The following is a 23112-nucleotide window of genomic DNA, read 5'->3' on the forward strand; positions in this document are numbered from 1 at the left end:
GGGTCTCCTAGGAGGTGTAGCTGGCGTCGCGGGTGACAACCACAAACTTAGCGGACTCGTACATCTTCACGACCCTTTCCGAGCTCGCTTCCACATACAGTCGCACGCGGTTCACGCCCTTGTCAGCAAGGTGTGCCAAGCCCGCCGCCAGCAGGGCGCGGCCGATGCCCCGGCCACCGTGGTCCGGGTGGACGCCGATCACGTAGACCTCGCCGATCGGCTCGTCCGGATGGCTCGGGTCACTGCACTCGGTCTTGGTCCAGTGGAAGCCCACGAAGGCACCCGTCTCGTCGTCGATCGCCACCAGCAACCCGGCCGGGTCGAACCAGTCCTCGCCGGAGCGCATCCAGAAGTCCTCCAGGCTCATCTCCGCCTGCTCCGGGTGGTCGACGAAGGCGTCCTCGTTCACCTCCACCAGTGCCTGGGCGTCGGCCTCCTCGAAGGGGCGGACCACGATCCCCGACGGGGGCTCCTCCCGGGACGGCGGATTGGCCGCCAGATCCCGTTCCATGATCAACAGCTCGCGGGTGAGCGTGGCACCGATCCGGCCGGCCAGGGCCCGGGCGCCGGGCAGGTTCCCGAAGGCCCACCAGGTGGGCTGCTGCTCGACGCGGGTGATCTCCTGCACCAGGGCCAGCGCGACACCGGCCCGACGATGCTGGGGGGCCACCAGCAGCTGCACCGAGTGGTTCTCCCGGTCGCACTGGGCATATCCCGCCAGCTCACCCTGACGATGGGCCAGCCAGTGCACGGCGTGGCCCTTGCCCGCCAGCGCGAAACTCGCGGCCTCGTTCAGCGGGCGGACCTGGTCATGCTCGGTCACGGTGGCCACCAGCTTGTCGACGGCGGCCCGCTGCGGCGGGGTCAGGGCCCCGGTTCTGGTGATTGGCGTGTTCACCACGCTCACGCTACCCCCTGTCCGGCCGATCCGGGCCACCTCGCTCAGCGCCTTTGTCAGTGCCGCAGGCTAGGGTCTTGTGCATGCAATCCGGGCACACCGACGAACCCCTGCCCCGGCTCCCCCTGCCCGGGCTCCCCGTGCAGCGGCAACCGGCGGTGGCTGCGCGCACCCGGACCCTGCTGGCCCTGCTCTGGGCCGGGTTGGTGTTCTCCCTGATCGGCGCCGGCTCGGCGCTGATGGCCTCCCGCACGCTGCTGCGCTTCGACGAGACCTCCCGGCTGTGGCCCATGGTGGGCAATCTGGCCAGCGTGCTGCTGGCCCTGGTCTGTGCCGGGCAGCTGTACGTCTGGCGCCAGGCCCAGCTGGAGTGGACCGGGGTGAGGGACGTCGCCCTGGCCAATCTGGTGGCGCCGTCTGCCTTTGGCCGGTGGGTGGCGCTGCTCTGCGGCGTGGCGGGGCCCCTGGCCTGCCTGCAGGTGTCCCGGCAGACGGCCCCGGCCGAACAGGCGCACTGGTGGGCGGTGGCCGGCGGGGTGACGATGATCCTGGCGATGGCCTTCGGGGGGATCCACCAGTTCAACCCGGCGGGCCCGCGCGGCGTGCTGCCGCAGCGGCTCCGCGGTGGCCGGGTGGTCACCGCCGACGACGAAGTGCATGTGGACCCCGAGGCGGACACCGTCGTCCTGCGGCGCGGGGAGCCCGATGCCGCCGGCGGTCAGCTGCCCTCCCTGTGACCCCGCTCAGCCCGCGCGGACCAGGAATTCCACCTCGGTGATGATCACGGCATTGCGGGTGGCCAGCGCCCGGCCGGGCTCGGTGGTGGCGTCGATGGTCATGGTCAGGCCGCCCTGCGCGTCCACCTCCGGAATCCGGATCTCCTGGGGTGCCTCGTGGTCGGTGTCCAGGTCCTGCACAAAGTAGGCCCCGGCCAGGCTGGGCAGGCTCCAGGTCACCTTGCTGACCCGGCGGTACTGCGGGTAGAGGGGGCGCCCCTCCACCTGCTTGGTGTAGCCATTGGTCATCCGCACCCCAACCACCTTGGTGCCCTCGGGGAAGGTGAAGGTCAGGGTCCGGCCGGTGCCCTCGCCCTCACAGCGCCAGCCGGTCTTCAGATCCCCGTCCAACACCCGCTCCGCGTCGCTGAGAATGAGGTTTCCGTCATAGCCCGGCTGGGCGGCCGCCGTGCAACTGGCCTTGACCCCGGTGGCCGCGACGGTCTTCACCGCCCCCACCCAGGGCCCGGCGGGGGCGGACGTGGTGGCCGTGCCGGAGGCGACGCTGGTGCCCGCCACCGGCATCTGGGTGCCGGCATTCTCCTGGTCCGCGGTGGGTTGGCCCAGGTAGCGGCCGATGCCCAACCCACAGCCCAGCACCAGCAGGAAGGCGCCCACCAGCGGCAGCACCGTCCGGGTGCGGCTGCGGGGTTCCGGCTCGTCGAATTCCTCCACGGTGCGGGCCGTGCCCACTGAATGCTCCACCGGCCGATCCGGTCCGGGCAGCGGGGTGTCAGCGCTGGCGGCACTGGCGGCGCTGCTGGCACTCGATCCCAGGGAGGGCCGTCGCACCGGCCGGGTCGGCGCCGTGACATCGGGGCCGGGGGCGACGTAGTTCGGCTTGAACTGATCGGTCCAGCGCTCCTGGCCCGCCGCCTCGTCACGCGGCTCGGGAGGGGTGGAACGTGCGGGTCGGAACCACTCGTCGGGGAAGTCGCCGGTCATGATGCGACGAGTGTATCCACGGCCCGGACCGCCCGGCGCCCAGCCAGCAGTCCCCGTCCGGCGCACCCCTGCGGGAGCACTACGCTGGAACGGATGGAAGGGGTGACATGGCACGAATCGCGGTGGTCGGGACCGGGTCGGAGGCCCTCCTTCCCGACGCCTTTGCCCTGCTGGCGCACACCCTGCGCATCGTCGAGGAGGACTGGGCAACCGGTCTGGATGTCGACGTCGTCCTGGTGGACGGGCGACGAGACCTGGCGGAGGCGCGCGATGTCTGTCTGCGGCTGATGGGTGCCGACGTCGAGGCCCCCATCCTGATGCTGGTGGACGCCCAGGCCCTGGGGATCCTGGGCCCGCAGTGGGGCCTGGCGGACTTCGTGCTGGAGACCGCCACCGCCGCGGAGATCGAGGCCAGGTTGCGGTTGTTGGTCCGCGAGTCCAGCACCAGCTCGCTGATCACCTGCGGCCCGGTCACCATCGACGAGTCGGCCTACACTGCCACGGTCGGCGGCCAGCCACTGGAACTGACCTACACCGAGTTCGAGCTGCTCAAATACCTGGCCTTGCACCCCGGACGAGTGCTGGGCCGCGACCACCTGCTGAGCGAGGTCTGGGGCTACGACTACTACGGCGGTACCCGGACCGTCGACGTGCACATCCGCCGGCTGCGGGCAAAGCTGGGCCCGGAGTACGACGGGCACATCACCACGGTCCGCAATGTGGGCTACCGCTTCGCCGCCACCCGTTGAGTTCGCCGCCACCCAGGAGTGTTGCTGCATCACAAGTACTTGGCTTGGGCTGTGACCCGGGCCAAGTACTCCAAGATCAAGCCCCGTGCGGTCTGGGGGAAGGCGGGCAGAGCCGGCCGGTGTTCGGAGGCTACCGCGGGCCGAAGAGCTCGGCCGAGTCCAGCACCAGGGTGACCGGGCCGTCGTTGACCAGGCTGACCTTCATGTCGGCGCCGAAGATGCCGGTCTCCACCTGGGCGCCCAGACCACGCAGCGCCTCGACGAAGGCGTTCACCAGGGGTTCGCTCACCGGGCCCGGGGCCGCGGCGCTCCACGACGGGCGTCGCCCCTTGCGCGCATTGGCGTAGAGGGTGAACTGGCTGACCACCAGCAGGGGAGCGGCCACATCGCTGGCGGACTGCTCCTGGTCCAGGATTCGCAGGCCCCACAGCTTCTCCGCCATCCGCTGCACCGTGGCCTGGTCGTCGTCGTGGGTGATCCCCACCAGGACCACCAGCCCGGGCGACGGGAGCTCGCCCACCACCGCGCCATCCACCTCGACTCGCCCCTCAAGGGCCCGCTGCACCACACATCGCATGGCCCCGACCCTAGCCGCCCAGCGGTGGCGCCATTTCCTGCCCACGCGGACCCGAACCGGCCCTCCATCGAACGAGAGGGCCCGACGGACCCCCGTCGAAAGGCACCGTCATGACCACCATCCGATACTGGATCGCCCGACTCGTCACCCTGGTGATGACGCCGATCCGCCTGGTGCGGGAGGGCGCCGCGGACCTGGGCGGCGCCTGTCCCCGACCGTCGCAAGCCCACCGCCGAGGACATCTCCCGCCAGGGCAGCGTCACCACCGCCGTCCTGGGCAGTAGCGGTACGGGTGGCACCTGAGCGTTGTCGGGCCCGACGGGCGCGGTGCACCGGGAAGAAATGAGCGAGCCCGCTGGTTAGACTCTGCGAGTGGCCAACATCTCCGTGATCGTCCTGGCGAGCGCCTGCGCCCTGATCGGCCTGCTGGCGCTCGGAGTGCTGGCCGCCCTGCTGCTCCCACCGGAGTGGCGATTCCGACGAATGAAGCGAGACAGCTGAGATGGCCTTCCAGATCCCCGACGACCTCAACCCGGCCCTGTTCCCCCTGGCCTGGATGATTGGCCGCTGGCGTGGCAATGGGCATGGCACCTGGCCCGGCCACGGTGACTTCGAGTACGGCCAGCAGATCGACTTCGAGACCAATGGCGGGCCCTACCTGCACTACATCTGCCAGACCTACAAGACTGACGACCAGGGCACCCCGATCGAGCCGATCAGCATGGAGACCGGCTTCTGGCGCCCCAGCCTGGACAAGAAGAACCTGGAGGTGGTGCTGACCGCCCCCGAGGGCTGGGCCGAGGTGTGGACCGGCACCATCGACGGCGCCAAGATCGAGATGGTGACCGACGCGGTGGCCCGCACCAACACCGCCGACGTCGAGTACACCGGCGGCTCCCGGCTCTACGGTCAGGTGGAGGGCGACCTGCTGTGGACCTTTGACCGCGCCACCACCAACCACCAGCTCCAGCCCTACCTGTGGGCCCGGCTGCAGCGCGTCGCCTGAGCGGGGAGGACTCATGAGCGCGGTTCTGGTGGCCGACGGGATCGACGAGGGCCTGACCTGGCACCACGGCGACCCGATGCGCGAGCAGCGCACCATGCTGGCCGGCGGCGGGCAGCTCAGCCTGTCCAATCGGCCGGTGCTGCAGATCACCGGACCCGACCGGCTGGGCTGGCTGCACTCGCTGACCAGCCAGCACCTGACCGGACTGGCCGACGGCGAGTCCACCACCGCGCTGGTGCTGGACCCGAATGGCCGGATCGAGCACGTGCTGCACGGCGTCGACTCCGTGGCCGAGGAGACCTTCTGGGTCTGGACCGAGCCCGGCCGCGGCACCGAGCTGGCCGGGTGGCTGGACCGGATGCGCTTCATGATGCGGGTGGAGGTCACCCTGCGCGATGACCTGGAGTTGGTCTGGGGCGGCCGGGACGTCGTCGCGCCCGAGCAGGCCGTCGCCACCCGGCACAGTGGGGTCGCCGACGGCCTGGAGCACCTGGTTCCCCGCGGCACCATCCTCGACGGGGCGGACCCCGTGGGGACCTGGGCCTTCGAGGCCCTGCGGATCGCCGCCGGCGTCCCCCGGATTGGTCTGGACACTGACCACAAGACCATCCCCAATGAGCTCGGCCTGCTGGGAACCCACCTGGACAAGGGCTGCTACCGGGGTCAGGAGACGGTTGCTCGGGTGCACACCCTGGGCCGGCCACCCCGACGGCTGGTGCAGCTGCACCTCGACGGGTCGATGGAGGCGCTCCCGGAGCCCGGCACCACGCTGGAGCTCGACGGCCGGGCGGTGGGCTTCGTCGGGTCTGCGCAGCGCCACCATGAGCTGGGGCCGATCGCCCTGGGGCTGGTCAAGCGCAATGTCGCCGTCGACGCGGTGCTCCAGGCCGACGGGATCAGCGCCGCCCAGGAGGCCCTGGTGGATCCCGAGGTGGGCCTGCACGTCCGTCCTCGCCTCTGAGGTCCGGCGCCAACGGCATCCTCTCGTCCCCGGTGGCTGCTGCGCCAGAACTTGCGGCGGATAGGATCGGCCGCGTGAACAATGCGCAGCCTTCTCCCGTCCTCGTCCAGGTGATCCGGCACGACTTCCTGGAATGTGTGCACCGCGGCCGGGTGGTGTTGACCAATCCCGACGGCTCGGTGGCGCTGGCCCTGGGTGACGCCGAGGCCCAGCTCTACCCGCGCTCGGCCAACAAGCCGATGCAGGCGCTGGCGATGCTGCGCAGCGGGCTGGACCTCACCGACGAGCTGCTGGCCCTGGCCGGGGCCTCCCACTCGGGGGAGGGCTTCCACCTGGACGGTGTCCGCCGGATTCTGGCCGGCGTCGGGCTGGACGAGTCTGCGCTGCAGTGCACCCCGGACCATCCGCTGGACGAGCAGGCCCGCGGCGAATGGATCCTGGCCGGCCACGGCAAGGAGCCCGTCGCCATGAACTGCTCCGGCAAGCACGCCGCCATGCTGCGCACCTGCCTGCGGGCCGGTTGGCCCACCCAGGACTACCTGGCCGCCACCCATCCTCTGCAGCAGGAGGTGGCCCGGGTGATCACCGAGCTGGCCGGCCAGGCCAGCAATCCCACTGTCGACGGCTGTGGCGCCCCGCTGTTCTCCATGTCCCTGCGCGGGCTGGCGCACGCCTTCGGCCAGTTCGCAGGGGCCGACGAGGGGGAGTTGAAGACCATCGCCGACGCCTATCGCAACCACCCCGAATGGGTCTCTGGCACCCGTCGCGAGGAGGTCACCCTGCACCGAGCCGTGCCGGGCCTGCTGTGCAAGGGCGGAGCGGAGGGCTGCCTGGCGATCGGTCTGGCCGACGGCCGGGGGATTGCGATCAAGGCCGACGACGGCAGCGCCCGCGGCACCATGGCCGTCGCGCATGCCCTGCTCACCCGGCTGGGCCTGGGCAGCGAGCAGCTGGACCAGCTGGCCACCGCCCCGGTGCTCGGCCATGGCGAGCCGGTGGGTCAGGTGCGGGCCGTCCCCGGCCTGTTCGACAGCCTCTGACCCACCTCGGGCGCAGTCAGATCTGCAGAGTGTGGATGGTACCCACCGACTGCGGTGGGTACCATCCACACTCCATAGTGGGTGAGTCATCGAGGTCATGAAGGCAGCCCCCCGGACGCGGGAACGCCCGTCCTGACGGGGCAGGACGGGCGTTCCCGGTGTCGAGCTGGACGGACTACGAGGTGACAATCACCTTGTCGCCGACGCGGACCTGGTTGTACAGCCAGCGGGCGTCGGAGCGGCTGTTCATGTTCACGCAGCCGTGGCTGCCGGCACCCGAGTAGCCGATCCGAGCGAACTCGCTGGAGTAGTGCACGGCCTGACCACCGGAGAAGAACATGGTGTAGGGCATGTTCACGTGGTACAGGGTGGAGTACCAGTTGGGGTGCTTCAGGTAGACGTGGAAGGAACCCGAGCGGGTCGGCAGGCTGGGCCGGCCGGTGCGCACCTTGTAGCTGGCCTGCACCTTGCCATTGATCACCCAGTACATCTTCTGGTCGCCCTTGTCGATGCAGATGGCGCGGCCGGTCAGGCAGCGGCTGTCGAGCCGCACCGACGGACGGGTGACAGGCTTGCGGGTCTTGTACTTGGCGATGATCCGGTTGTTGGTGGTGACGTCCACGATGCCGGTGGCCTTGAGGCCGTTGTTGGCCTGGAAGCGCTTGACGGCGGCGGTGGTCTTGGGGCCGTAGATGCCGATGATGTCGCTCACCGCCAGGTAGCCCAGGCCGTTGAGGCGGCCCTGGATCTGCTGCACGGTCTTGTTCTTGTCGCCGGGGCGGGCCACGATCTTGGAGCCGGTGGCCGGCTTCGGGGCCGGCTTGCTGGCCTTGCGGCTCTTGTACTTGGCGATGATCAGGTTGTTGGTGGTTACGTCCACGATGCCGGTGGCCTTGAGGCCGTTGTTGGCCTGGAAGCGCTTGACGGCGGCGGTGGTCTTGGGGCCGTAGATGCCGATGATGTCGCTCACCGCCAGGTAGCCCAGGCCGTTGAGGCGGCCCTGGATCTGCTGCACGGTCTTGTTCTTGTCGCCGGGGCGGGCCACGATCTTGGAGCCGGTGGCCGGCTTCGGGGCCGGCTTGCTGGCCGGCTTGGGCGCCTTGCGGGCCTTGTACTTGGCGATGATCAGGTTGTTGGTGGTGGTGTTCACCACGCCGGTGGCCTTGAGGCCGTTGTTGGCCTGGAAGCGCTTGACGGCGGCCGTGGTCTTGGTGCCGTAGTAGCCGGTGATGGCGCTGACCGGCAGGTAGCCCAGGCCGTTGAGGCGGCCCTGGATCTGCTGGACGGTCTTGCTCCGGGTGCCGGTCTTGGCGATCACCGTGTCCGCGGCGGGCAGGGGAGCCGCGTGGGCGGGAGCGGTGAGAGCGGGTGTGGTCACCAGGGCCGCGGCAGCAGCCGCCGCGACGAGTGCACGCGAGATCTTGTGTGACATGGTTTCTTGCCCTCCGTGTGAGTTCCTACTCCCAATACGCCCGCCAGGCCGGGTTGGTTGCACGTGAATCTTGAGAGTCTTGCTGAGAATCCTTCAATCCTGACGGCATCATTCCACGGCTGGCGGGCCAATTGCCCCTGTCAACACGTTCTTGGACGATTGAACCGCTGACCTCACGGGAAACGGAGGCCAGCGGTTCAGCACAACTTCAGTATTCAGTTCTTGGCGGCGGCCAGCGCGGCGGCCTTGGCCCGGCTGCGCACCTTGGCCCGGTCATTCTGGCTCAGCTGCACCTTGCGGATCCGGACGTCCTTCGGAGTGACCTCCAGGCACTCGTCCTCGGCGCAGTACTCCAGGCACTCCTCCAGGCTCATCCGGCGCGGCGGGATCAGCCGCTCCAGCTCATCACCCGTCGCGGAGCGCACATTGGTGAGGTGCTTCTCCTTGGTGGGGTTGACGTCCATCTCGTCGGGGCGGGAGTTCTCGCCCACCACCATGCCCTCATAGACGTCCTCGCCGGGGCCGACGAACAGCGTGCCGCGCTCCTGCAGGTTGAACAGGGTGTAGGAGGTGGTGACGCCCATCCGGTCAGCCACCAGGGAGCCGGTGGGGCGGTTGCGCATCTCGCCCGCCCACGGGAAGCGGCCCTCGAAGACGTGGTTCATGATGCCGGTGCCGCGGGTCTCGGTGAGGAATTCGGTCCGGAAGCCGATCAGGCCACGCGCCGGCAGCACGAACTCCAGCCGCACCCAGCCGGTGCCATGGTTGACCATCTGCTCCATCCGGGCCTTGCGCACGCCCATCATCTGGCTGACCGCACCCACGAACTCCTCCGGGCAGTCCACGGTGAGCCGCTCGAAGGGCTCGTGCAGCTTGCCGTCGATCAGCGTGGTGACCACCTCGGGCTTGCCGACGGTCAGCTCGAAGCCCTCGCGACGCATCATCTCCACCAGCACGGCCAGCTGCAGCTCGCCGCGGCCCTGCACCTCCCAGGTGTCGGGACGGTCGGTGTTCTTGACGCTGATGGAGACATTGCCAATCAGCTCCTGGTCCAGCCGGGCCTTCACCAGCCGGGCGGTCAGCTGCTTGCCGACGCGGCCGGCCAGCGGGGAGGTGTTGATGCCGATGGTCATGGAGATGCTGGGCTCGTCGACGTGGATCAGCGGCAGCGCCTTGGGATCGGCCGGGTCGGCGATGGTCTCACCAATGGTGATCTCCGGGATGCCGGCAATCGCGATGATGTCGCCGGGGCCCGCCTCTTCCACCGGCTTGCGCTCCAGGGCGTCGGTCATCAGCAGCTCGGACAGCTTCACGGTCTGCTGACTGCCGTCGCGCTTGATCCAGACCACCTGCTGGCCGCGCGTGATGGTGCCCTCCTTGATCCGGCACAGCGCCAGCCGGCCCAGGTAGGGGGAGGAGTCCAGGTTGGTGACCAGCGCCTGCAGCGGGGCATCCTCGGTGTAGGTGGGCGCCGGGATGGTGTTGGCGATGGTCTCGAACAGCGGCTGCAGGTTCTCCGAATCCGGCATCTCGCCGTCCGCGGGCTGCTCCAGCGACGCGCGCCCGGCCTTGGCGGAGGCGAAGACCACCGGGAAGTCCAGCTGGTGGGCCTTCTCGTCGTCCACCAGGTCCATGAACAGCTCATAGGTCTCGTCGATCACCTCGGTGATCCGGGCGTCGGGCCGGTCCACCTTGTTGATCACGACGATCAACGGCAGGTTCTTGGCCAGCGCCTTGCGCAGCACGAAGCGGGTCTGCGGCAGCGGGCCCTCGGAGGAGTCCACCAGCAGGATCACGCCGTCCACCATCTCCAGACCGCGCTCCACCTCGCCGCCGAAATCGGCGTGGCCGGGGGTGTCGATGATGTTGATCAGCATCTCCTGGCCGTCGGTCAGGGTGTGCTTGACGGCGGTGTTCTTGGCCAGGATGGTGATGCCCTTCTCCCGCTCCAGGTCCATCGAGTCCATCACGCGGTTGTTGACGTCGGAGCCTTCGCGGAAGGCCCCGGACTGCCACAGCATCGCGTCGACGAGGGTCGTCTTGCCGTGGTCGACGTGGGCCACGATGGCGACATTGCGCAGGTCATTGCGGATCGGCATGCAGTTTTTCTCCGAACTAGCGAGGGGATGACGCGCTGAGTCTACTGCCCGGCCGCAGGCTGATTGACCGCCCGACAGCCCCGTCACAGGTGGCGCTCAGTGGTGGTCCGCCAGCGCCCTGGCCGGCTCCTGCGGCAATTGCTCCCCGGTGCCGACGCGGGAGTGGCGGTAGCCGAAGGCCGCATAGACGCCCAGCCCGGCCACCAGCCAGACCAGGAAGAACAGCCAGGTCTCCACCGCCAGGTTGAGGGAGAGCCAGATGCACACGGCCGCGGACAGCAAAGGCAGGGTGGGGGAGCCGGGCACCCGGAAGGGTCGGGGCAGGTCGGGCTGGCGTCGGCGCAGCACGGGCACGCCGATGCTGACCAGGATGAAGGCGCTCAGGGTGCCGATGTTGACCAGTTCCTCCAGCCGCCCCACCGGGGTGAATCCCGCCAGCAGCGCGATGGCGACGGTGAGGATGGCGGCGATCAGCCAGGGGGTGCGGTAGGTGGGATGCACCTTGGCCAGCCGCATCGGCAGCAGGTGGTCCCGGCTCATCGCGAACACGATCCGGGCGCAGCCGGTCAGCATGGTGAGCACGACGGTGGTCAGGCCCACCACCGCGCCGGCGGCGATCAGCGTCGCCATCCAGGTCTTGCCGTGGTGGCTGAAGGCCTCCGCCAGCGCCGCCGAGGGCTTGATCTGGTCATAGCGCACCATTCCGGTGACCACCACCGCCACGGCGCAGTACAGCGCGGTGCAGATCACCAGCGAGCCAATGATGCCGCGCGGCAGGTCTCGCTGCGGATTGCGGGTCTCCTCCGCCGCGGTGGCCACGACGTCGAAACCCAGGTAGGCGAAGAAGACCAGCGCGGCCCCGGAGAAGATCCCGCTCAGCCCGAAGGCGGACTGCTGCAGCCCCAGCACGGCCTGGATCAGGGGCTGGGTCAGGCCGCTGGCCTCCGCCGGCGCCGGGACGGCCGCCGGGATGAAGGGCCGGTAGTTGTCCGGATTGATGTAGCCGATGCCCGCCACGATCACGAACAGCACGATGGCCACCTTGAGGCCCACCAGCACGGTCTCCACCCGCATCGACTCCTTGATCCCCACCACGACCAGGCAGCCCAGCACCAGCACCAGGACGACGGCCGGAAGGTCAACGACGCCGCCGTGGCTGAACCGCGCGGGCAGGCTGAAACCCATGTGCCCCAGCAGCACGCTGACATAGGAGCTCCACCCCTGGGAGACCGCGGCCGCGGCCAGCACCAGTTCCATCACCAGGTTCCAGCCGATGATCCAGGCCACGAACTCGCCCATGGACGCGTAGCAGAAGGTGTAGGCCGAGCCGGAGACCGGCACGGCCGCGGCGAACTCGGCGTAGCACAGTGCGGCCGTCCCACAACAGAGGGCGGCGACGATGAAGGAGAGCACCACCGCGGGGCCGGACATGGTGTTGGCCACCCGGCCGGTCAGGGTGAAGATCCCGGCCCCGATGATGATCCCGACGCCGAAGACGGTCAGGTCCAGTGCAGACAGCGACTTCTTGAGCCGGTACTCGGGTTCATCGGTGTCCCGCAGCGACTGCTCGATCGACTTGGTGCGCATGATGTCCATGCAGGTTCTCCGCCTCACTGGTCCGGGGTCTTCCGGGGGACGGATCATTCTCCTGCCCGAGGGGTTCAGCTCCGACGGCTTCCGGATGCTGGGACAGGCTCAGTGGCTGGCCGATCCCCGACCGGTGGGCCAGCGCACCACGTCGAATCCGTGCCTGGCGGAAGGGAGCGGAAGGGGGTTCCACCGGCACTCGACGTGGTTCGCCCGTCGCCGAGCCATTTCCGGATCGGGCCGGCCTGCATACAGTGGGCTCATGGCTTCCGAGACGCACCCGAACCTGATGGCCACCGGCCCCGAGACCCTGCTGCCCACCGACCCCGCGCTGGACCTGCTCAGCAAGGACGGGCTGGGTGACTTCCTGGAGGTGGTGCGGGACCATCCCACCTCCAGCCTGTGCTGGGCCATGCTGGCCGAGGCAGCCCTGCAGGACGAGAACCTGGAGGACGACCTGACCGCCTACGCCTATGCCCGCACCGGCTACCACCGGGGCCTGGATGCCCTGCGTCGCAGCGGTTGGAAGGGCTCCGGCCCCGTGCCGTGGCGGCACGTGCCCAACCAGGGCTTCCTGCGCTGCCTGTGGGCGCTGAGCGTGGCGGCCGGCCGGATCGGGGAGACCGACGAGGCGGACCGGTGCGCCCAGTTCCTGCGGGACAGCTCCGAGGAGGCCTACCAGGTGCTCAGCCAGCAGGGCTGAGAACCCAGCAGAAGCTGGACAGATGGATGACCGCAGCTGGCACCGGCGTCGGTGCCAGCTGCGGTCAGTTCTGTTGGGGGCTGCCGGGGGTCAGCGCTTGGCGGGCTTGCCCTTGGCGCTCATGGCCTGGGACTTGTTGGCCCACAGGTCCTTGAGCAGCACATTGGCCAGGTCCGTGTTGTCCAGGTACTTGCCCCGGACCGGATCCCCGGCCACCGCGCGGGCGGCCAGCTGCTTGGAGCCGACGCCCTTGGCGTAGACCGGCACCAGCTGGTTGGTGTGGTCCCCGGAGTGCCAGGCGTGCTGCGGCAGACGGCCCTTGGTGCCGCGCAGCAGCGTCCAGTTCGGGTCGGAGACGGCGCCGGACAGGTAGCCGGTCTCATGGTCGGCGGTGACGATCACCAGGGTCTCGTCCCAGCTGGAGTTCTTCTCCACCCACTGGTTGACCGCGGCGACGGCCTTGTTGAAGTCGATCGTCTCCTCGATGTTGCGGGCGCCCTGGTTGCCGTGGCCGGCCCAGTCGATCGCGCCGCCCTCCACCATCAGGGTGAAGCCGTCGGGGTCGTTGTCCAGCACGTTCAGCGCACCCTTGGTCATGGTGGCCAGGTCCGGCACGTTCTTGTTCAGCGGCACGTCATAGGGCTGCTCGGACTCGCCGTCGCGGGACTGCTGCAGGGTGGTGGCCACCTCGGCGATGCCGAAGACCCGCTTGGGGGTCTTGCCCTTGGTCAGCTTCTGGAAGTCGCTCTTGCTCTCCACCAGCTTCCAGCCCTTGGTGCCCTGCTGCAGGCCCTTGTAGTCCGTCTCGGAGATGTAGCCGTACTTGGGGGTCTTGAGCAGCTTGCCGTTGTCGTCGAAGCGCGGGTTTCCGGCGCCCATCATCACGGTCATCTTGGAGGCGACCTCCTGGTTGGCGATGCCCAGGTAGTCATTGCGGGACTTGTTGTGCACCACATAGGAGGCCGGGGTGGCGTGGCTGAACTGCACCGAGGAGATGGAGCCGGCGGCCTTGCCCAGGGCGATGGCCCGCTCGGACAGGTTCTCCACCGGCTTGCCCTCGGGGTCGACGCCCAGGCCGGCGTTGTAGGTCTTCACGCCGGTGGACATCGCGGTGCCCGCGGCGGCGGAGTCGGTGGGGTCGGCCTTCACGTAGTCGAAGTCCCGCCAGGCCCGCAGCGGGTCGTAGGAGCCCTTGACCGAGTAGGTGGCCATGTCCACCTGCACCGGCCAGCGCTCCTGCAGGTTCACCGGCTTGCCCTTGACCTCGCGCACCGCGCCCTCCTGGCCGACGGCCTGCTTGTAGGAGCGGCCCTTCTGATACAGCGAGGCGGCGGCGATCTGGTTGTAGCCCATGCCGTCGCCGATCAGCACGATCACATTCTTGGGGGCCTTGGGCTTCTTGGTGGGCTTGACCTTCTTGGTGGGCTGGGCGGCGTCGGCCACCGGGCTGCTGGTGCCGGCGCAGGTGAAGCCGGCCACCAGGGCCAGGCTGCACAGGGAGGCGGCGATTCGACGGTTCTGCATGCTTCCTTCTCCTTTGAGGGGCTCCAGTGGGGGAGCGTGCTACGGGATGTAGTAGCTCCACCCAATCCGGCCGAGGTGGCATCGGCGTGACCCGCAGGTGACGGTCCGGTGACCCTTTGCGGGGCGGCGTGTCCGGTTGGACGCGGCGGGTGGCCACCGCGTGGGTGGGATAGAGTTGAGCAGCAAGAGCCCGCTTGCAACCATGCAAGGGGCTTCACCTGTTTTAGGCGTCGGCTGACCGGATGGACGGCACCGACCGGACTGGAGGGCTGCAATGCCTGGCATCGTGGTGATTGGTACCCAGTGGGGCGACGAGGGCAAGGGCAAGGCCGTTGACCAGCTGGGTGAGCGGGTGGACTTCTGTGCCCGCTATTCGGGAGGCAACAACGCCGGCCACACCGTCGTCGTCAATGGCACCAAGACCGTGCTGCACCTGCTGCCGTCGGGCATCCTCAATGACAACACCACCTGCGTGCTGGGCAATGGCGTCGTGATTGACCTGGACGTCCTCTACACCGAGCTGGACGAGCTGGCCGAACGCGGCACCCAGGTCAACCACCCCAAGATCTCCGCCACCGCGCACGTGCTGACCAGCTACCACCAGACCATGGACAAGGTCACCGAACGCTTCGCCGGAAAGCGCAAGATCGGCACCACCGGCCGCGGGATCGGCCCCGCCTACTCGGACAAGATCAACCGTATGGGCATCCGGGTGCAGGACCTGTTCGACACCGAGATCCTGCGGGACAAGGTGGCGGCCGCCCTGGCCAGCAAGAACAGCCAGCTGGTCAAGATGTACAACCGGCCGGAGATCCGCACCGACGAGGTGGTGGAGCAGCTGCTGGTGCACCGCGAGCGGATCCGCCCGCACGTCGTCGACTCCGCCCGGCTGCTGAACCAGGCCCTGGACGAGGGCAAGGTGGTGCTCTTCGAGGGCGCTCAGGCCCACCACCTGGACGTCGACCACGGCACCTACCCCTACGTGACCTCCTCCAACCCCACCGCTGGCGGTGCCTGCACCGGCACCGGCGTCGGACCCACCCGGATCGACCGGATCGTCGGGATCGCCAAGGCCTACACCACCCGCGTCGGCGAGGGGCCCTTCCCCACCGAGCTCTTCGACGCCGACGGTGAGCGGCTGCGCAGCGAGGGCGGCGAGTTCGGCGCCACCACCGGCCGGCCCCGCCGCTGCGGCTGGTTCGACGCCCTGGTGGTGGAACAGGCGACCACCTTCAACGGCTGCACCGACATCTTCCTCACCAAGCTGGACATCCTGTCCGGCTGGGACCAGATCCCGGTCTGCGTCGCCTACGAGATCGACGGCAAGCGGGTGGAGTACTTCCCGGTGGACACCAACGAGCTGGCCAAGGCCACGCCGGTCTACGAGATGCTGGACGGCTGGCACGAGGACATCTCCGGCGCCCGGCGCTTCGAGGACCTGCCCGCCAACTGCCAGGCCTACGTCAAGCGCCTGGAGGAACTGATCGGTTGCCGGATCTCCGGGATCGGGGTGGGCCCCGGCCGCGAACAGACGGTCACCATCAACGACCTGCTCTGACAGTTGAGGGGACGACCCCCCCTCAAAATCCCCGGCCGGTTCAGGCCTTGCGGCAGTCCCCGTCCCGGGTCCGGCCGTGCGGGCAGCCGGGCTTGTCGGTGGGGGCCACCGCCTCCACCGTGGTGTGCGTCGGGCGGGCGGTCGGCTGACTGGTGCTCGGCCGGGGGTCGTGGCTGGCGCTGGGGCGCGATGTCGGCTGCTCGGAGTGGGTCGGCGTGCTGGGCCGCTGCGACGGCGGGGTGGCCGGCGTCGAGTGCTGGCCGGTCGGCTGGGCACTGTGGCTCGGCTGCTGCCCGGGAGTGCTGGCCGTTCCGGTGGCCGAGGGGCTCACCGACGGGCTCTGGGGCGGGGTGCTGTCCGTCGCGCTGGGCGACGGGCTGGCGGTGGTCTGCCAACTCTCGTCGAGCGGGGCCGGCGGGGTGCTCTGCGACGGGCTGGCCGACGGGCTGCTGCTCTGGGCCGACGGGGTGGGCGTCGCGCTGCCGCTGGCCGACGGTTGCGGACTCTCGCTCTGCGGCTGGCTGTCGGTCGACTGCTCGGCCGGAGCCGGGGCCGGGGAGGTCTCGCTCGTGGCGCTGGCCGACGGGTGGGCGAGGCTCGCCGTCGGCGCCGGGCTCGAGGGAACGGCCGGGGCGCTGACGCTGGGCGTGGCCTCGGGCGGGGTCAACGAGTGCATGGGCACGAAGTTGTTCACGATGGCGGAGGCGACCACGGCCGTGATGAAGACGGCCGAGCCGGTGCGCGCGATGCTCATGGGGCTCTACTTTCGTCTCGGCCTAGGTGTGGGGGTCGAGCGCGGGGCTCCCTTGGCCTCAAGGCACTGTATCGCGTCGCTGAATGATGGCTGAAGACGGCGTGGGGTGATTCTTGCGCAGGGACAACGAGGCCCGGGCGGATCGCCCGGGCCTCGCTGAAGGTCAACCGCTCACGCGGTGATCGGGGCTGTCATCAGGACAGGGTGGCGAGCACCTCATTGAAGGTGGCCGACGGGCGCATCACCGCGCTGGTCTTCTCCTCGTCCGGGCGGTAGTAGCCGCCGATGTCGGCCGGCTTGCCCTGCACCGCGAGCAGCTCATCGGCGATGGTCTGCTCCTTGTCGGCCAGCTGCTGGGCCACGTTGGCAAAGGCCTGCGCCAACTCGGCATCCGCGGTCTGGGCCGCCAGCTCCTGGGCCCAGTACAGCGCCAGGTAGAAGTGCGAACCGCGGTTGTCGATCTGGCCCACCTTGCGGGCCGGCGACTTGTTCTCGTTCAGCACGGACTCGGTGGCCTTGTCCAGGGCCTCGGCCAGCACCTCGGCGCGCTTGTTGCCGCCGGTCAGGCCCAGGTGACGCAGGCTCTCGGCCAGCGCCAGGAACTCGCCCAGCGAATCCCAGCGCAGGTAGTTCTCCTCCACCAGCTGCTGCACGTGCTTGGGGGCGGAGCCACCGGCGCCGGTCTCGAACAGGCCGCCACCATTCATCAGCGGCACCACCGACAGCATCTTGGCGCTGGTGCCCAGCTCCAGGATCGGGAACAGGTCCGTGTTGTAGTCACGCAGCACATTGCCGGTGACGCTGATGGTGTCCTCGCCCTTGCGGATCCGGTCGATGGAGAACTTGGTGGCCTCCACCGGGCTCATGATCTGGATGTCCAGGCCGCTGGCGTCGCCCACAACCTCGGGATCTGCCAGGTACTTGTTGACCAGCTCGATCAGGTTGCGGTCATGGGCGCGCTCCGGGTCCAGCCAGAAGACCGCGGGGGTCTTGGACAGCCGGGAGCGGGTGACGGCCAGCTTCACCCAGTCGCGGATCGGGGCATCCTTGGCCTGGCAGGCGCGCCAGATGTCACCGGGCTCGACGTCGTGCTCCATCAGCACCTCGCCGGCGGAGTTGACCACCTGCACCTTGCCGGCGGCCGAGATCTCGAAGGTCTTGTCGTGCGAGCCGTACTCCTCGGCCTTCTGCGCCATCAGGCCGACGTTGGGCACCGAACCCATGGTGGTGGGGTCGAAGGCACCATTGGCCTTGCAGTCGTCGATCACGACCTGGTAGATCCCGGCATAGGAGCTGTCCGGGATCACGGCCAGGGTGTCCTGCTGCTGACCGGCGGCATTCCACATCTGGCCCGAGGTGCGGATCATGGCCGGCATCGAGGCGTCGACGATCACGTCCGACGGGACGTGCAGGTTGGTGATGCCCTTGTCCGAGTTCACCATCGCCAGCGCGGGACCGTTGGCCAGCTCCTCGTCGAAGGAGGCCTTGATCTTGGCGCCATTGGGCAGCGCGTCCAGACCGGCGAAGATACCGCCCAGGCCGTTGTTGGCGCTCAGGCCAGCGGCCTCCAGATCCTTGCCGAACTTCTCGAAGGTCTGCGGGAAGAAGGCCTTGACCACGTGGCCGAAGATGATCGGGTCGCTGACCTTCATCATGGTGGCCTTCAGGTGGGTGGAGAACAGCACCCCCTCGTCCTTGGCGCGCTTGACCTGCTCGGTCAGGAAGGCATCCAACGCCTTGGCGCGCAGCACGGTGGAATCGATCACCTCACCGGCGAGCACCGGCAGCGACTCCTTCAGCGCAGTGACGCTGCCGTCGGTGGCCACCAGCTGGATCTTGAGGGTGTCGTCGGCGGGCATGATCACCGACTGCTCGTTGTGGCGGAAGTCGTCGGCGTCCATGGTGGCCACATTGGTCTTGGACTCCGGGCTCCAGGTGCCCATGGAGTGCGGGTTCTTCTTGGCGTAGTTCTTCACGGCCTGAGGCGCGCGACGGTCGGAGTTGCCCTCGCGCAGCACCGGGTTGACCGCGGAGCCCTTGACGGCGTCGTACTTGGCCTTGTCCTCGGGCGAGGCGGACTCGTAGTCCGGCACGTCGACGCCCTGGGCCTGCAGCTCCGCGATGGCGGCATTCAGCTGCGGCATGGAGGCGGAGATGTTGGGCAGCTTGATGATGTTGGCCTCGGGGGTCTTGGCCAGCTCTCCGAGCTCGGCCAGCGCATCATCCTGCTTGCCGAAGGCGGCGGCGATCCGGCCAGCCAGGGAGATGTCCCGGGTCTCCACCTCCACTCCGGCGGTGCTCAGGTAGGCTTGGATGACCGGGAGCAGTGAATAGGTGGCGAGCAGCGGTGCCTCGTCGGTGTGGGTGTAGATGATCTTCGCCATGTGCTGGGGCTTCCCCTCAAATCGTCTGGACGCTGGGCGTCGATGGCTGGGAAACGCTGCTCGGTGGCTGCCTCCGGATCTTCACCAGAGCGGCCGTGACCAGTGCTTCCCCTGGGCTGGCTGCCGTGCCAGCCTTCGTGGTCACCCTATCGGACCCGTCCGACAGTTTCCGGGCGTGCAGCCGCGGGCGAAACGACTCCCCGGTGGCCGCTCAGGCCGACGGGCGACGGTTGCGCCGCCGGGAGGCTGACTCCGCAGCGGGGCTGTCCCCACGGACCGTCAACCGCGGGTTCGGGTCCAGATTGGCCATCCCATTCCAGGCCAAGTTGACCAGGTGGGCAGCCATCACCTCCTTGGCCGGTTCCCGGGTGTCCAGCCAGCTCTGCCCAGCCATCGCCACCAGACCCACCAGAGCCTGGGCATAGGTGCCGGCGAAGCCCGGGTTGAAGCCGTGCCGGGCCAGGGGAGCGGCCAGGAGCCCCTCCACCCGGGTCACGACGTCGGACAGGATGCTGGCAAAGGACCCCTGGGCGGCCACCACCGAGGAGTCCCGGGCCAGGATCCGAAAGCCGTCGGGATGCTCGTCCAGGTAGTCCATCAGGGCCAGGGCGCCGTACTCGATCAGCTCCCGGGAGCTGGCGTCGGGCGTGGTCAGGGCGGTGCGGATGGTGTCGTGCAGGCGCATCACCTCACGGTCCACGACGACGGCGTACAGCCCCTCCTTGCCGCCGAAGTGCTCGTAGACCACCGGCTTGCTGACCTCGGCGGTGGCGGCAATCTCCTCCACGCTGGTGCCCTCGAAGCCCTTCTGGGCAAACAGGGTGCGGGCCACGCCGATCAGCTGTTCCCGGCGCTCGGCGCTGGTCATCCGGATCCGGCCCCGGCGCGCGCGGCCGGGGGTGGTGCGGGTGGGCCGGTTGGTCCCGGAGTCACTGGTCTGCGGATCTACCCTGTGGTCCTCACGCTCCGGCATGTGGCCATGGTCCCACACCGCGCATACGTGCTCCCACCCGGAAGGGTGTGGTGTCGCTTCGGATCTCGGCGTCGTGCCCTTCCGTTCTCCCGTGCCCTTGCGTGTCCCGTGGCGGGCGGTGATGGCCGAGGCCTGCGCAACGACAATCCCCGCGCCTGCTGAAGCCGGTCTGTCATCGCCCGGCCTCGCCGGACTGGGCCCACCGGGCCGGGGTGCCGTAGAGTGTCCGGAGTCCGTTTCGCGACGGGCGTTCCCCGGTTGGTCTGCCGGCAGGGCCCGCCTGACTTTGAATCAGGATTAGCGACAGTGGTTCGACTCCACTCCGGGGAGCTGGTTTCGACAGGCTCCGCCCCGTTCCGGGGTGGGGCCTGTTTCGCGTGGCGGGCTCCCCGTCGTCGGTTCTGCGACGGTGCGAAGGCGGTAGAGTTCACGAGGAGCACTGAAGAGCAGCCTCGCGGCCGGTCCACCACGGGTCACGTCGCTACGGGGCGCAGCAGGTTCCACCTGCCGTTGGCGGGAATCTGCCGAACCAGAAGGAGCCACGTGACCAGTCAGCAGCCCGAATCCGCCCAGCGTGTGTCGGCCGTCGTCGTCCTCGCCGCCGGTGGCGGCACGCGTATGAAGTCCAACACCTCCAAGCTCCTGCATGAGGTGGCCGGCCATTCCATGCTCAGTTACGCGGTCAACGCCGCCGAAGAGGTGGAGCCCGAACACCTCGTCGTGGTGGTCGGCCACAAGCGGGAGCAGGTGCTGCAGCACCTGTCGGAGATCGCCCCCAATGTCACCACCGCGGTGCAGGACCAGCAGCTGGGCACCGGCCACGCCGTCCAGTGCGGCCTGCAGGGTCTCGGCGAGCTGCGCGGCGAGATCCTGGTCACCTATGGCGACGTCCCGATGCTGACCGGCCAGACCCTCGTCGAGCTGGTGCAGGAGCACCGCGCGCAGAGCAACCACATCACCGTGCTGACCGCCAACGTCCCGGAACCCTTCGGCTACGGCCGGATCATCCGCGACGGGGACCAGATTGCCCGGATCGTGGAACAGAAGGACGCCAACGAGGCCGAGCAGGCCGTCACCGAGATCAACTCCGGGATCTACATCTTCAATGCCGAGACGCTGTACGAGGGCCTGAAGCACCTCAAGACCGACAATGCGCAGGGCGAGCTGTACCTGACCGACGTCATCTCCACCGCCCGCGCCAATCAGGAGCGCGTCGGTGCGCACCTGATCGAGGACCTGTGGCAGACCGAGGGCGTCAATGACCGGGTCCAGCTGGCCCGGATGAATGCCGAGATGAACCGCCGCATCGTCGAGAAGTGGATGAAGAACGGCGTCACCATCCAGGACCCGAAGACCACCTGGATCCAGCAGGGTGTCGACATCGCGCAGGACGTCACCATCCTGTCCGGGACCCACCTGGAGGGCGCCACCAGCATCGCCAGCGGCGCCGTGATCGGGCCGGACACCACCCTGACCGACGTCGAGGTGGGAGAGGGCGCCAGCGTGATCCGCAGCCACGGCTCGCTCAGCGTGATCGGCGCCGGCGCGCAGGTTGGTCCGTTCAGCTTCCTCCGCCCGGGTACCGAGCTGGGCGTCAAGGGCAAGATCGGCGCCTTCGTCGAGACCAAGAATGCCCAGATCGGCGACGGCTCCAAGGTGCCGCACCTGACCTACTGCGGCGACGCCCGGATCGGTGAGGGCGTCAACGTCGGCGCCGGTACGATCTTCGCCAACTACGACGGCACCAACAAGTCGGTCACCCACCTGGGTGACAACGTCTTCATTGGCTCCAACTCGGTGCTGGTGGCCCCGGTGGACATCGCGCCGGGCGGCTTCGTGGCCGCCGGCTCGGCCGTCGTCGAGGACGTGCCCGCCGGTGGTCTGGCCGTCGCCCGCGGCCGTCAGCACGTCAGCGAAGGCTGGGTGGGCAAGAAGCGCCCGGCTTCCAAGGCCGCCGGTTCCGCGGCCCAGGCCAGCCCCGAGATCCACCCGGACGTGGCCGCGTCCCGGGAGAAGCTGAACAATTGCAAGCCGGAGGACTACAAGTGAGCGGTGTCAAGCGCCCCAATGACAAGCATCTGATGCTCTTCTCGGGGCGTGCCTACCCCGAACTGGCGCAGGAGATCGCGGAACTGACCGGGGTGGACCTGGTGCCCACCAAGGCCATCGACTACGCCAACTCGGAGACCTATGTGCGCTTCGAGGAGTCGGTGCGCGGTGCCGACGCCTTTGTGATCCAGAGCCACTGCTCCCCGGTGAACCAGTGGATGATGGAGCAGTTGATCATGGTGGACGCCCTGAAGCGGGCCTCCGCCAAGCGGATCACCGTGGTCAGCCCCTTCTACCCCTACGCCCGGCAGGACAAGAAGCACCTGGGCCGCGAGCCCATCTCCGCGCGGCTGATGGCCGACCTGTACAAGGCGGCCGGCGCGGACCGGATCATGTCCGTCGACCTGCACGCCGCCCAGATCCAGGGTTTCTTCGACGGCCCGGTGGACCACCTCTGGGCGCTGCCGGTGCTGGTGGACTACGTCAAGGAGAACTATTCCACCGACGAGATGGTCGTCGTCTCGCCCGATGCCGGCCGGGTGCGGCTGGCCGACATGTTCACCGACCGGCTGGGCTGCCCGCTGGCCATCATCCACAAGCGGCACGACGTGAACGTCGCCAACCAGGTGAAGGTGCACGAGGTGGTGGGCGCCGTGGAGGGCAAGACCTGCCTGCTGGTGGACGACATGATCGACACCGCCGGCACCATTTGCCAGGCCGCCGATGCGCTGATGGAGCACGGCGCCAAGCAGGTGATCGCCGCCGCGACCCATCCGGTCTTCTCCGGACCGGCCAAGGAGCGGCTGGAGGCGAGCGCCTTCAGCGAGGTGATCGTCACCAACACGCTGCCGTTGCCCGAGGGCTGCCGGGACCTGGACAAGGTGAAGGTGCTGTCCATCGCCCCGCTGATTGCCAAGGCGATCCACGAGGTCTTCGAGGACGGCTCGGTCACCAGCCTGTTCGGCGGGAACGCCTGAGCACGACGCCCGTGCACGACCACTGAACACGACAACTGGACACGACGGAGCCGCTGCCCCCTGCGAAGGGTGGGTGGCGGCTCCGTCGCATTTGCCGGCTCGGCTCCGTCGTGGTCAAGT

At 68.8% G+C, this 23112-nt stretch carries 21 protein-coding genes and 1 tRNA gene; 12 read left to right on the forward strand and 10 right to left on the reverse strand.

Annotated features, from left to right (window positions below; genetic code table 11):
* Positions 1 to 7: 7 nt before the first annotated feature.
* Positions 8 to 898, reverse strand: coding sequence for a mycothiol synthase (gene mshD / locus AAEX60_RS11760; RefSeq protein WP_342103706.1), 891 nt, complete (start codon positions 896 to 898; stop codon positions 8 to 10).
* 83 nt (positions 899 to 981) lie between these two features.
* On the opposite strand from mshD, the gene AAEX60_RS11765 reads away from it, so the two are divergent.
* On the forward strand, positions 982 to 1635 hold the full coding sequence (locus tag AAEX60_RS11765; protein WP_342103707.1) for a hypothetical protein: 654 nt from the start codon (positions 982 to 984) through the stop codon (positions 1633 to 1635).
* A 6-nt stretch (positions 1636 to 1641) separates the two neighbouring features.
* Here AAEX60_RS11765 and AAEX60_RS11770 read toward each other — a convergent pair whose 3' ends face one another.
* Positions 1642 to 2619, reverse strand: coding sequence for an NADase-type glycan-binding domain-containing protein (locus tag AAEX60_RS11770; protein WP_342103708.1), 978 nt, complete (start codon positions 2617 to 2619; stop codon positions 1642 to 1644).
* 107 nt (positions 2620 to 2726) lie between these two features.
* On the opposite strand from AAEX60_RS11770, the gene AAEX60_RS11775 reads away from it, so the two are divergent.
* Positions 2727 to 3368 (forward strand): winged helix-turn-helix transcriptional regulator, encoded by a 642-nt coding sequence (locus AAEX60_RS11775; protein ID WP_342103710.1) that lies wholly within the window; start codon positions 2727 to 2729, stop codon positions 3366 to 3368.
* Between the two features lie 130 nt (positions 3369 to 3498).
* Here the strand turns inward: AAEX60_RS11775 and dtd are convergent, their stop codons facing one another.
* Positions 3499 to 3945 carry a D-aminoacyl-tRNA deacylase gene (dtd, locus tag AAEX60_RS11780; RefSeq protein WP_342103711.1) on the reverse strand — a complete coding sequence of 149 codons (447 nt, stop codon included), beginning with the start codon at positions 3943 to 3945 and terminating at the stop codon, positions 3499 to 3501.
* Positions 3946 to 4055: 110 nt separating this feature from the next.
* Between dtd and AAEX60_RS11785 the strand changes: the two genes are divergently transcribed.
* The 5 genes from AAEX60_RS11785 to AAEX60_RS11805 all read left to right on the forward strand — a co-directional run bounded on the left by AAEX60_RS11785 (position 4056) and on the right by AAEX60_RS11805 (position 6952).
* Positions 4056 to 4229: a hypothetical protein gene (locus tag AAEX60_RS11785; RefSeq protein ID WP_342103712.1), complete on the forward strand. Its 174-nt coding sequence runs from the start codon at positions 4056 to 4058 to the stop codon at positions 4227 to 4229.
* Between the two features lie 88 nt (positions 4230 to 4317).
* The gene (locus tag AAEX60_RS11790; protein WP_342103713.1) at positions 4318 to 4446 is read left to right on the forward strand and encodes a hypothetical protein; all 129 of its coding nucleotides are present in this window, start codon (positions 4318 to 4320) and stop codon (positions 4444 to 4446) included.
* Position 4447: 1 nt separating this feature from the next.
* Positions 4448 to 4951, forward strand: a complete 504-nt coding sequence (locus AAEX60_RS11795) for an FABP family protein (RefSeq protein ID WP_342103714.1) — start codon at positions 4448 to 4450, stop codon at positions 4949 to 4951.
* Between the two features lie 13 nt (positions 4952 to 4964).
* The gene (gene ygfZ / locus AAEX60_RS11800; RefSeq protein WP_342103715.1) at positions 4965 to 5912 is read left to right on the forward strand and encodes a CAF17-like 4Fe-4S cluster assembly/insertion protein YgfZ; all 948 of its coding nucleotides are present in this window, start codon (positions 4965 to 4967) and stop codon (positions 5910 to 5912) included.
* A gap of 74 nt (positions 5913 to 5986) precedes the next feature.
* Positions 5987 to 6952 (forward strand): asparaginase, encoded by a 966-nt coding sequence (locus AAEX60_RS11805; RefSeq protein ID WP_342103716.1) that lies wholly within the window; start codon positions 5987 to 5989, stop codon positions 6950 to 6952.
* A 175-nt stretch (positions 6953 to 7127) separates the two neighbouring features.
* Here AAEX60_RS11805 and AAEX60_RS11810 read toward each other — a convergent pair whose 3' ends face one another.
* The 3 genes from AAEX60_RS11810 to AAEX60_RS11820 form a co-directional block, all read right to left on the reverse strand.
* Positions 7128 to 8384, reverse strand: coding sequence for a L,D-transpeptidase family protein (locus AAEX60_RS11810; RefSeq protein WP_342103718.1), 1257 nt, complete (start codon positions 8382 to 8384; stop codon positions 7128 to 7130).
* Positions 8385 to 8599: 215 nt separating this feature from the next.
* Complete coding sequence (gene typA / locus AAEX60_RS11815; RefSeq protein ID WP_342103719.1) at positions 8600 to 10483, reverse strand: translational GTPase TypA; 1884 nt, start codon at positions 10481 to 10483, stop codon at positions 8600 to 8602.
* A 96-nt stretch (positions 10484 to 10579) separates the two neighbouring features.
* Complete coding sequence (locus AAEX60_RS11820) at positions 10580 to 12079, reverse strand: amino acid permease (protein WP_342103720.1); 1500 nt, start codon at positions 12077 to 12079, stop codon at positions 10580 to 10582.
* A 253-nt stretch (positions 12080 to 12332) separates the two neighbouring features.
* Here AAEX60_RS11820 and AAEX60_RS11825 point away from each other — a divergent pair, with 253 nt between their 5' ends.
* Positions 12333 to 12773 (forward strand): DUF3151 domain-containing protein, encoded by a 441-nt coding sequence (locus tag AAEX60_RS11825; RefSeq protein ID WP_342103721.1) that lies wholly within the window; start codon positions 12333 to 12335, stop codon positions 12771 to 12773.
* A gap of 90 nt (positions 12774 to 12863) precedes the next feature.
* Here the strand turns inward: AAEX60_RS11825 and AAEX60_RS11830 are convergent, their stop codons facing one another.
* Positions 12864 to 14297, reverse strand: a complete 1434-nt coding sequence (locus AAEX60_RS11830) for an alkaline phosphatase (protein WP_342103722.1) — start codon at positions 14295 to 14297, stop codon at positions 12864 to 12866.
* A 274-nt stretch (positions 14298 to 14571) separates the two neighbouring features.
* On the opposite strand from AAEX60_RS11830, the gene AAEX60_RS11835 reads away from it, so the two are divergent.
* Positions 14572 to 15855, forward strand: a complete 1284-nt coding sequence (locus tag AAEX60_RS11835) for an adenylosuccinate synthase (protein ID WP_342103723.1) — start codon at positions 14572 to 14574, stop codon at positions 15853 to 15855.
* Positions 15856 to 15895: 40 nt separating this feature from the next.
* Here AAEX60_RS11835 and AAEX60_RS11840 read toward each other — a convergent pair whose 3' ends face one another.
* The 3 genes from AAEX60_RS11840 to AAEX60_RS11850 form a co-directional block, all read right to left on the reverse strand.
* The gene (locus tag AAEX60_RS11840; protein ID WP_342103724.1) at positions 15896 to 16609 is read right to left on the reverse strand and encodes a hypothetical protein; all 714 of its coding nucleotides are present in this window, start codon (positions 16607 to 16609) and stop codon (positions 15896 to 15898) included.
* 194 nt (positions 16610 to 16803) lie between these two features.
* On the reverse strand, positions 16804 to 18993 hold the full coding sequence (locus AAEX60_RS11845) for an NADP-dependent isocitrate dehydrogenase (RefSeq protein ID WP_342103726.1): 2190 nt from the start codon (positions 18991 to 18993) through the stop codon (positions 16804 to 16806).
* 211 nt (positions 18994 to 19204) lie between these two features.
* Positions 19205 to 19861, reverse strand: a complete 657-nt coding sequence (locus AAEX60_RS11850) for a TetR/AcrR family transcriptional regulator (protein WP_342103762.1) — start codon at positions 19859 to 19861, stop codon at positions 19205 to 19207.
* 356 nt (positions 19862 to 20217) lie between these two features.
* Here AAEX60_RS11850 and AAEX60_RS11855 point away from each other — a divergent pair.
* The 3 genes from AAEX60_RS11855 (at position 20218) to AAEX60_RS11865 (ending at position 22992) form a co-directional block, all read left to right on the forward strand.
* Positions 20218 to 20296, forward strand: a tRNA-Gln gene (locus tag AAEX60_RS11855).
* A gap of 288 nt (positions 20297 to 20584) precedes the next feature.
* Positions 20585 to 22015, forward strand: a complete 1431-nt coding sequence (gene glmU / locus AAEX60_RS11860) for a bifunctional UDP-N-acetylglucosamine diphosphorylase/glucosamine-1-phosphate N-acetyltransferase GlmU (RefSeq protein ID WP_342103763.1) — start codon at positions 20585 to 20587, stop codon at positions 22013 to 22015.
* Complete coding sequence (locus AAEX60_RS11865) at positions 22012 to 22992, forward strand: ribose-phosphate diphosphokinase (RefSeq protein ID WP_342103727.1); 981 nt, start codon at positions 22012 to 22014, stop codon at positions 22990 to 22992. Before glmU ends, AAEX60_RS11865 begins: the two co-directional genes overlap by 4 nt.
* Positions 22993 to 23112: the final 120 nt, after the last annotated feature.

Origin of the sequence: Luteococcus sp. H101 (assembly GCF_038433155.1) — a bacterium.
Classification (GTDB): Bacteria; Actinomycetota; Actinomycetes; order Propionibacteriales; family Propionibacteriaceae; genus Luteococcus.

Coding starts and splice junctions, on each gene's coding strand:
- ygfZ (WP_342103715.1), top strand. CDS start 4,965: ATGAGCGCGGTTCTGGTGGCCGACGGGATCGACGAGGGCCTGACCTGG.
- AAEX60_RS11820 (WP_342103720.1), bottom strand. CDS start 12,079: ATGGACATCATGCGCACCAAGTCGATCGAGCAGTCGCTGCGGGACACC.
- AAEX60_RS11845 (WP_342103726.1), bottom strand. CDS start 18,993: ATGGCGAAGATCATCTACACCCACACCGACGAGGCACCGCTGCTCGCC.
- AAEX60_RS11810 (WP_342103718.1), bottom strand. CDS start 8,384: ATGTCACACAAGATCTCGCGTGCACTCGTCGCGGCGGCTGCTGCCGCG.
- AAEX60_RS11850 (WP_342103762.1), bottom strand. CDS start 19,861: ATGACCAGCGCCGAGCGCCGGGAACAGCTGATCGGCGTGGCCCGCACC.
- typA (WP_342103719.1), bottom strand. CDS start 10,483: ATGCCGATCCGCAATGACCTGCGCAATGTCGCCATCGTGGCCCACGTC.
- AAEX60_RS11835 (WP_342103723.1), top strand. CDS start 14,572: ATGCCTGGCATCGTGGTGATTGGTACCCAGTGGGGCGACGAGGGCAAG.
- AAEX60_RS11770 (WP_342103708.1), bottom strand. CDS start 2,619: ATGACCGGCGACTTCCCCGACGAGTGGTTCCGACCCGCACGTTCCACC.
- glmU (WP_342103763.1), top strand. CDS start 20,585: ATGAAGTCCAACACCTCCAAGCTCCTGCATGAGGTGGCCGGCCATTCC.
- AAEX60_RS11825 (WP_342103721.1), top strand. CDS start 12,333: ATGGCTTCCGAGACGCACCCGAACCTGATGGCCACCGGCCCCGAGACC.
- AAEX60_RS11830 (WP_342103722.1), bottom strand. CDS start 14,297: ATGCAGAACCGTCGAATCGCCGCCTCCCTGTGCAGCCTGGCCCTGGTG.
- AAEX60_RS11765 (WP_342103707.1), top strand. CDS start 982: ATGCAATCCGGGCACACCGACGAACCCCTGCCCCGGCTCCCCCTGCCC.
- AAEX60_RS11775 (WP_342103710.1), top strand. CDS start 2,727: ATGGCACGAATCGCGGTGGTCGGGACCGGGTCGGAGGCCCTCCTTCCC.
- dtd (WP_342103711.1), bottom strand. CDS start 3,945: ATGCGATGTGTGGTGCAGCGGGCCCTTGAGGGGCGAGTCGAGGTGGAT.
- AAEX60_RS11785 (WP_342103712.1), top strand. CDS start 4,056: ATGACCACCATCCGATACTGGATCGCCCGACTCGTCACCCTGGTGATG.
- AAEX60_RS11840 (WP_342103724.1), bottom strand. CDS start 16,609: ATGAGCATCGCGCGCACCGGCTCGGCCGTCTTCATCACGGCCGTGGTC.
- AAEX60_RS11795 (WP_342103714.1), top strand. CDS start 4,448: ATGGCCTTCCAGATCCCCGACGACCTCAACCCGGCCCTGTTCCCCCTG.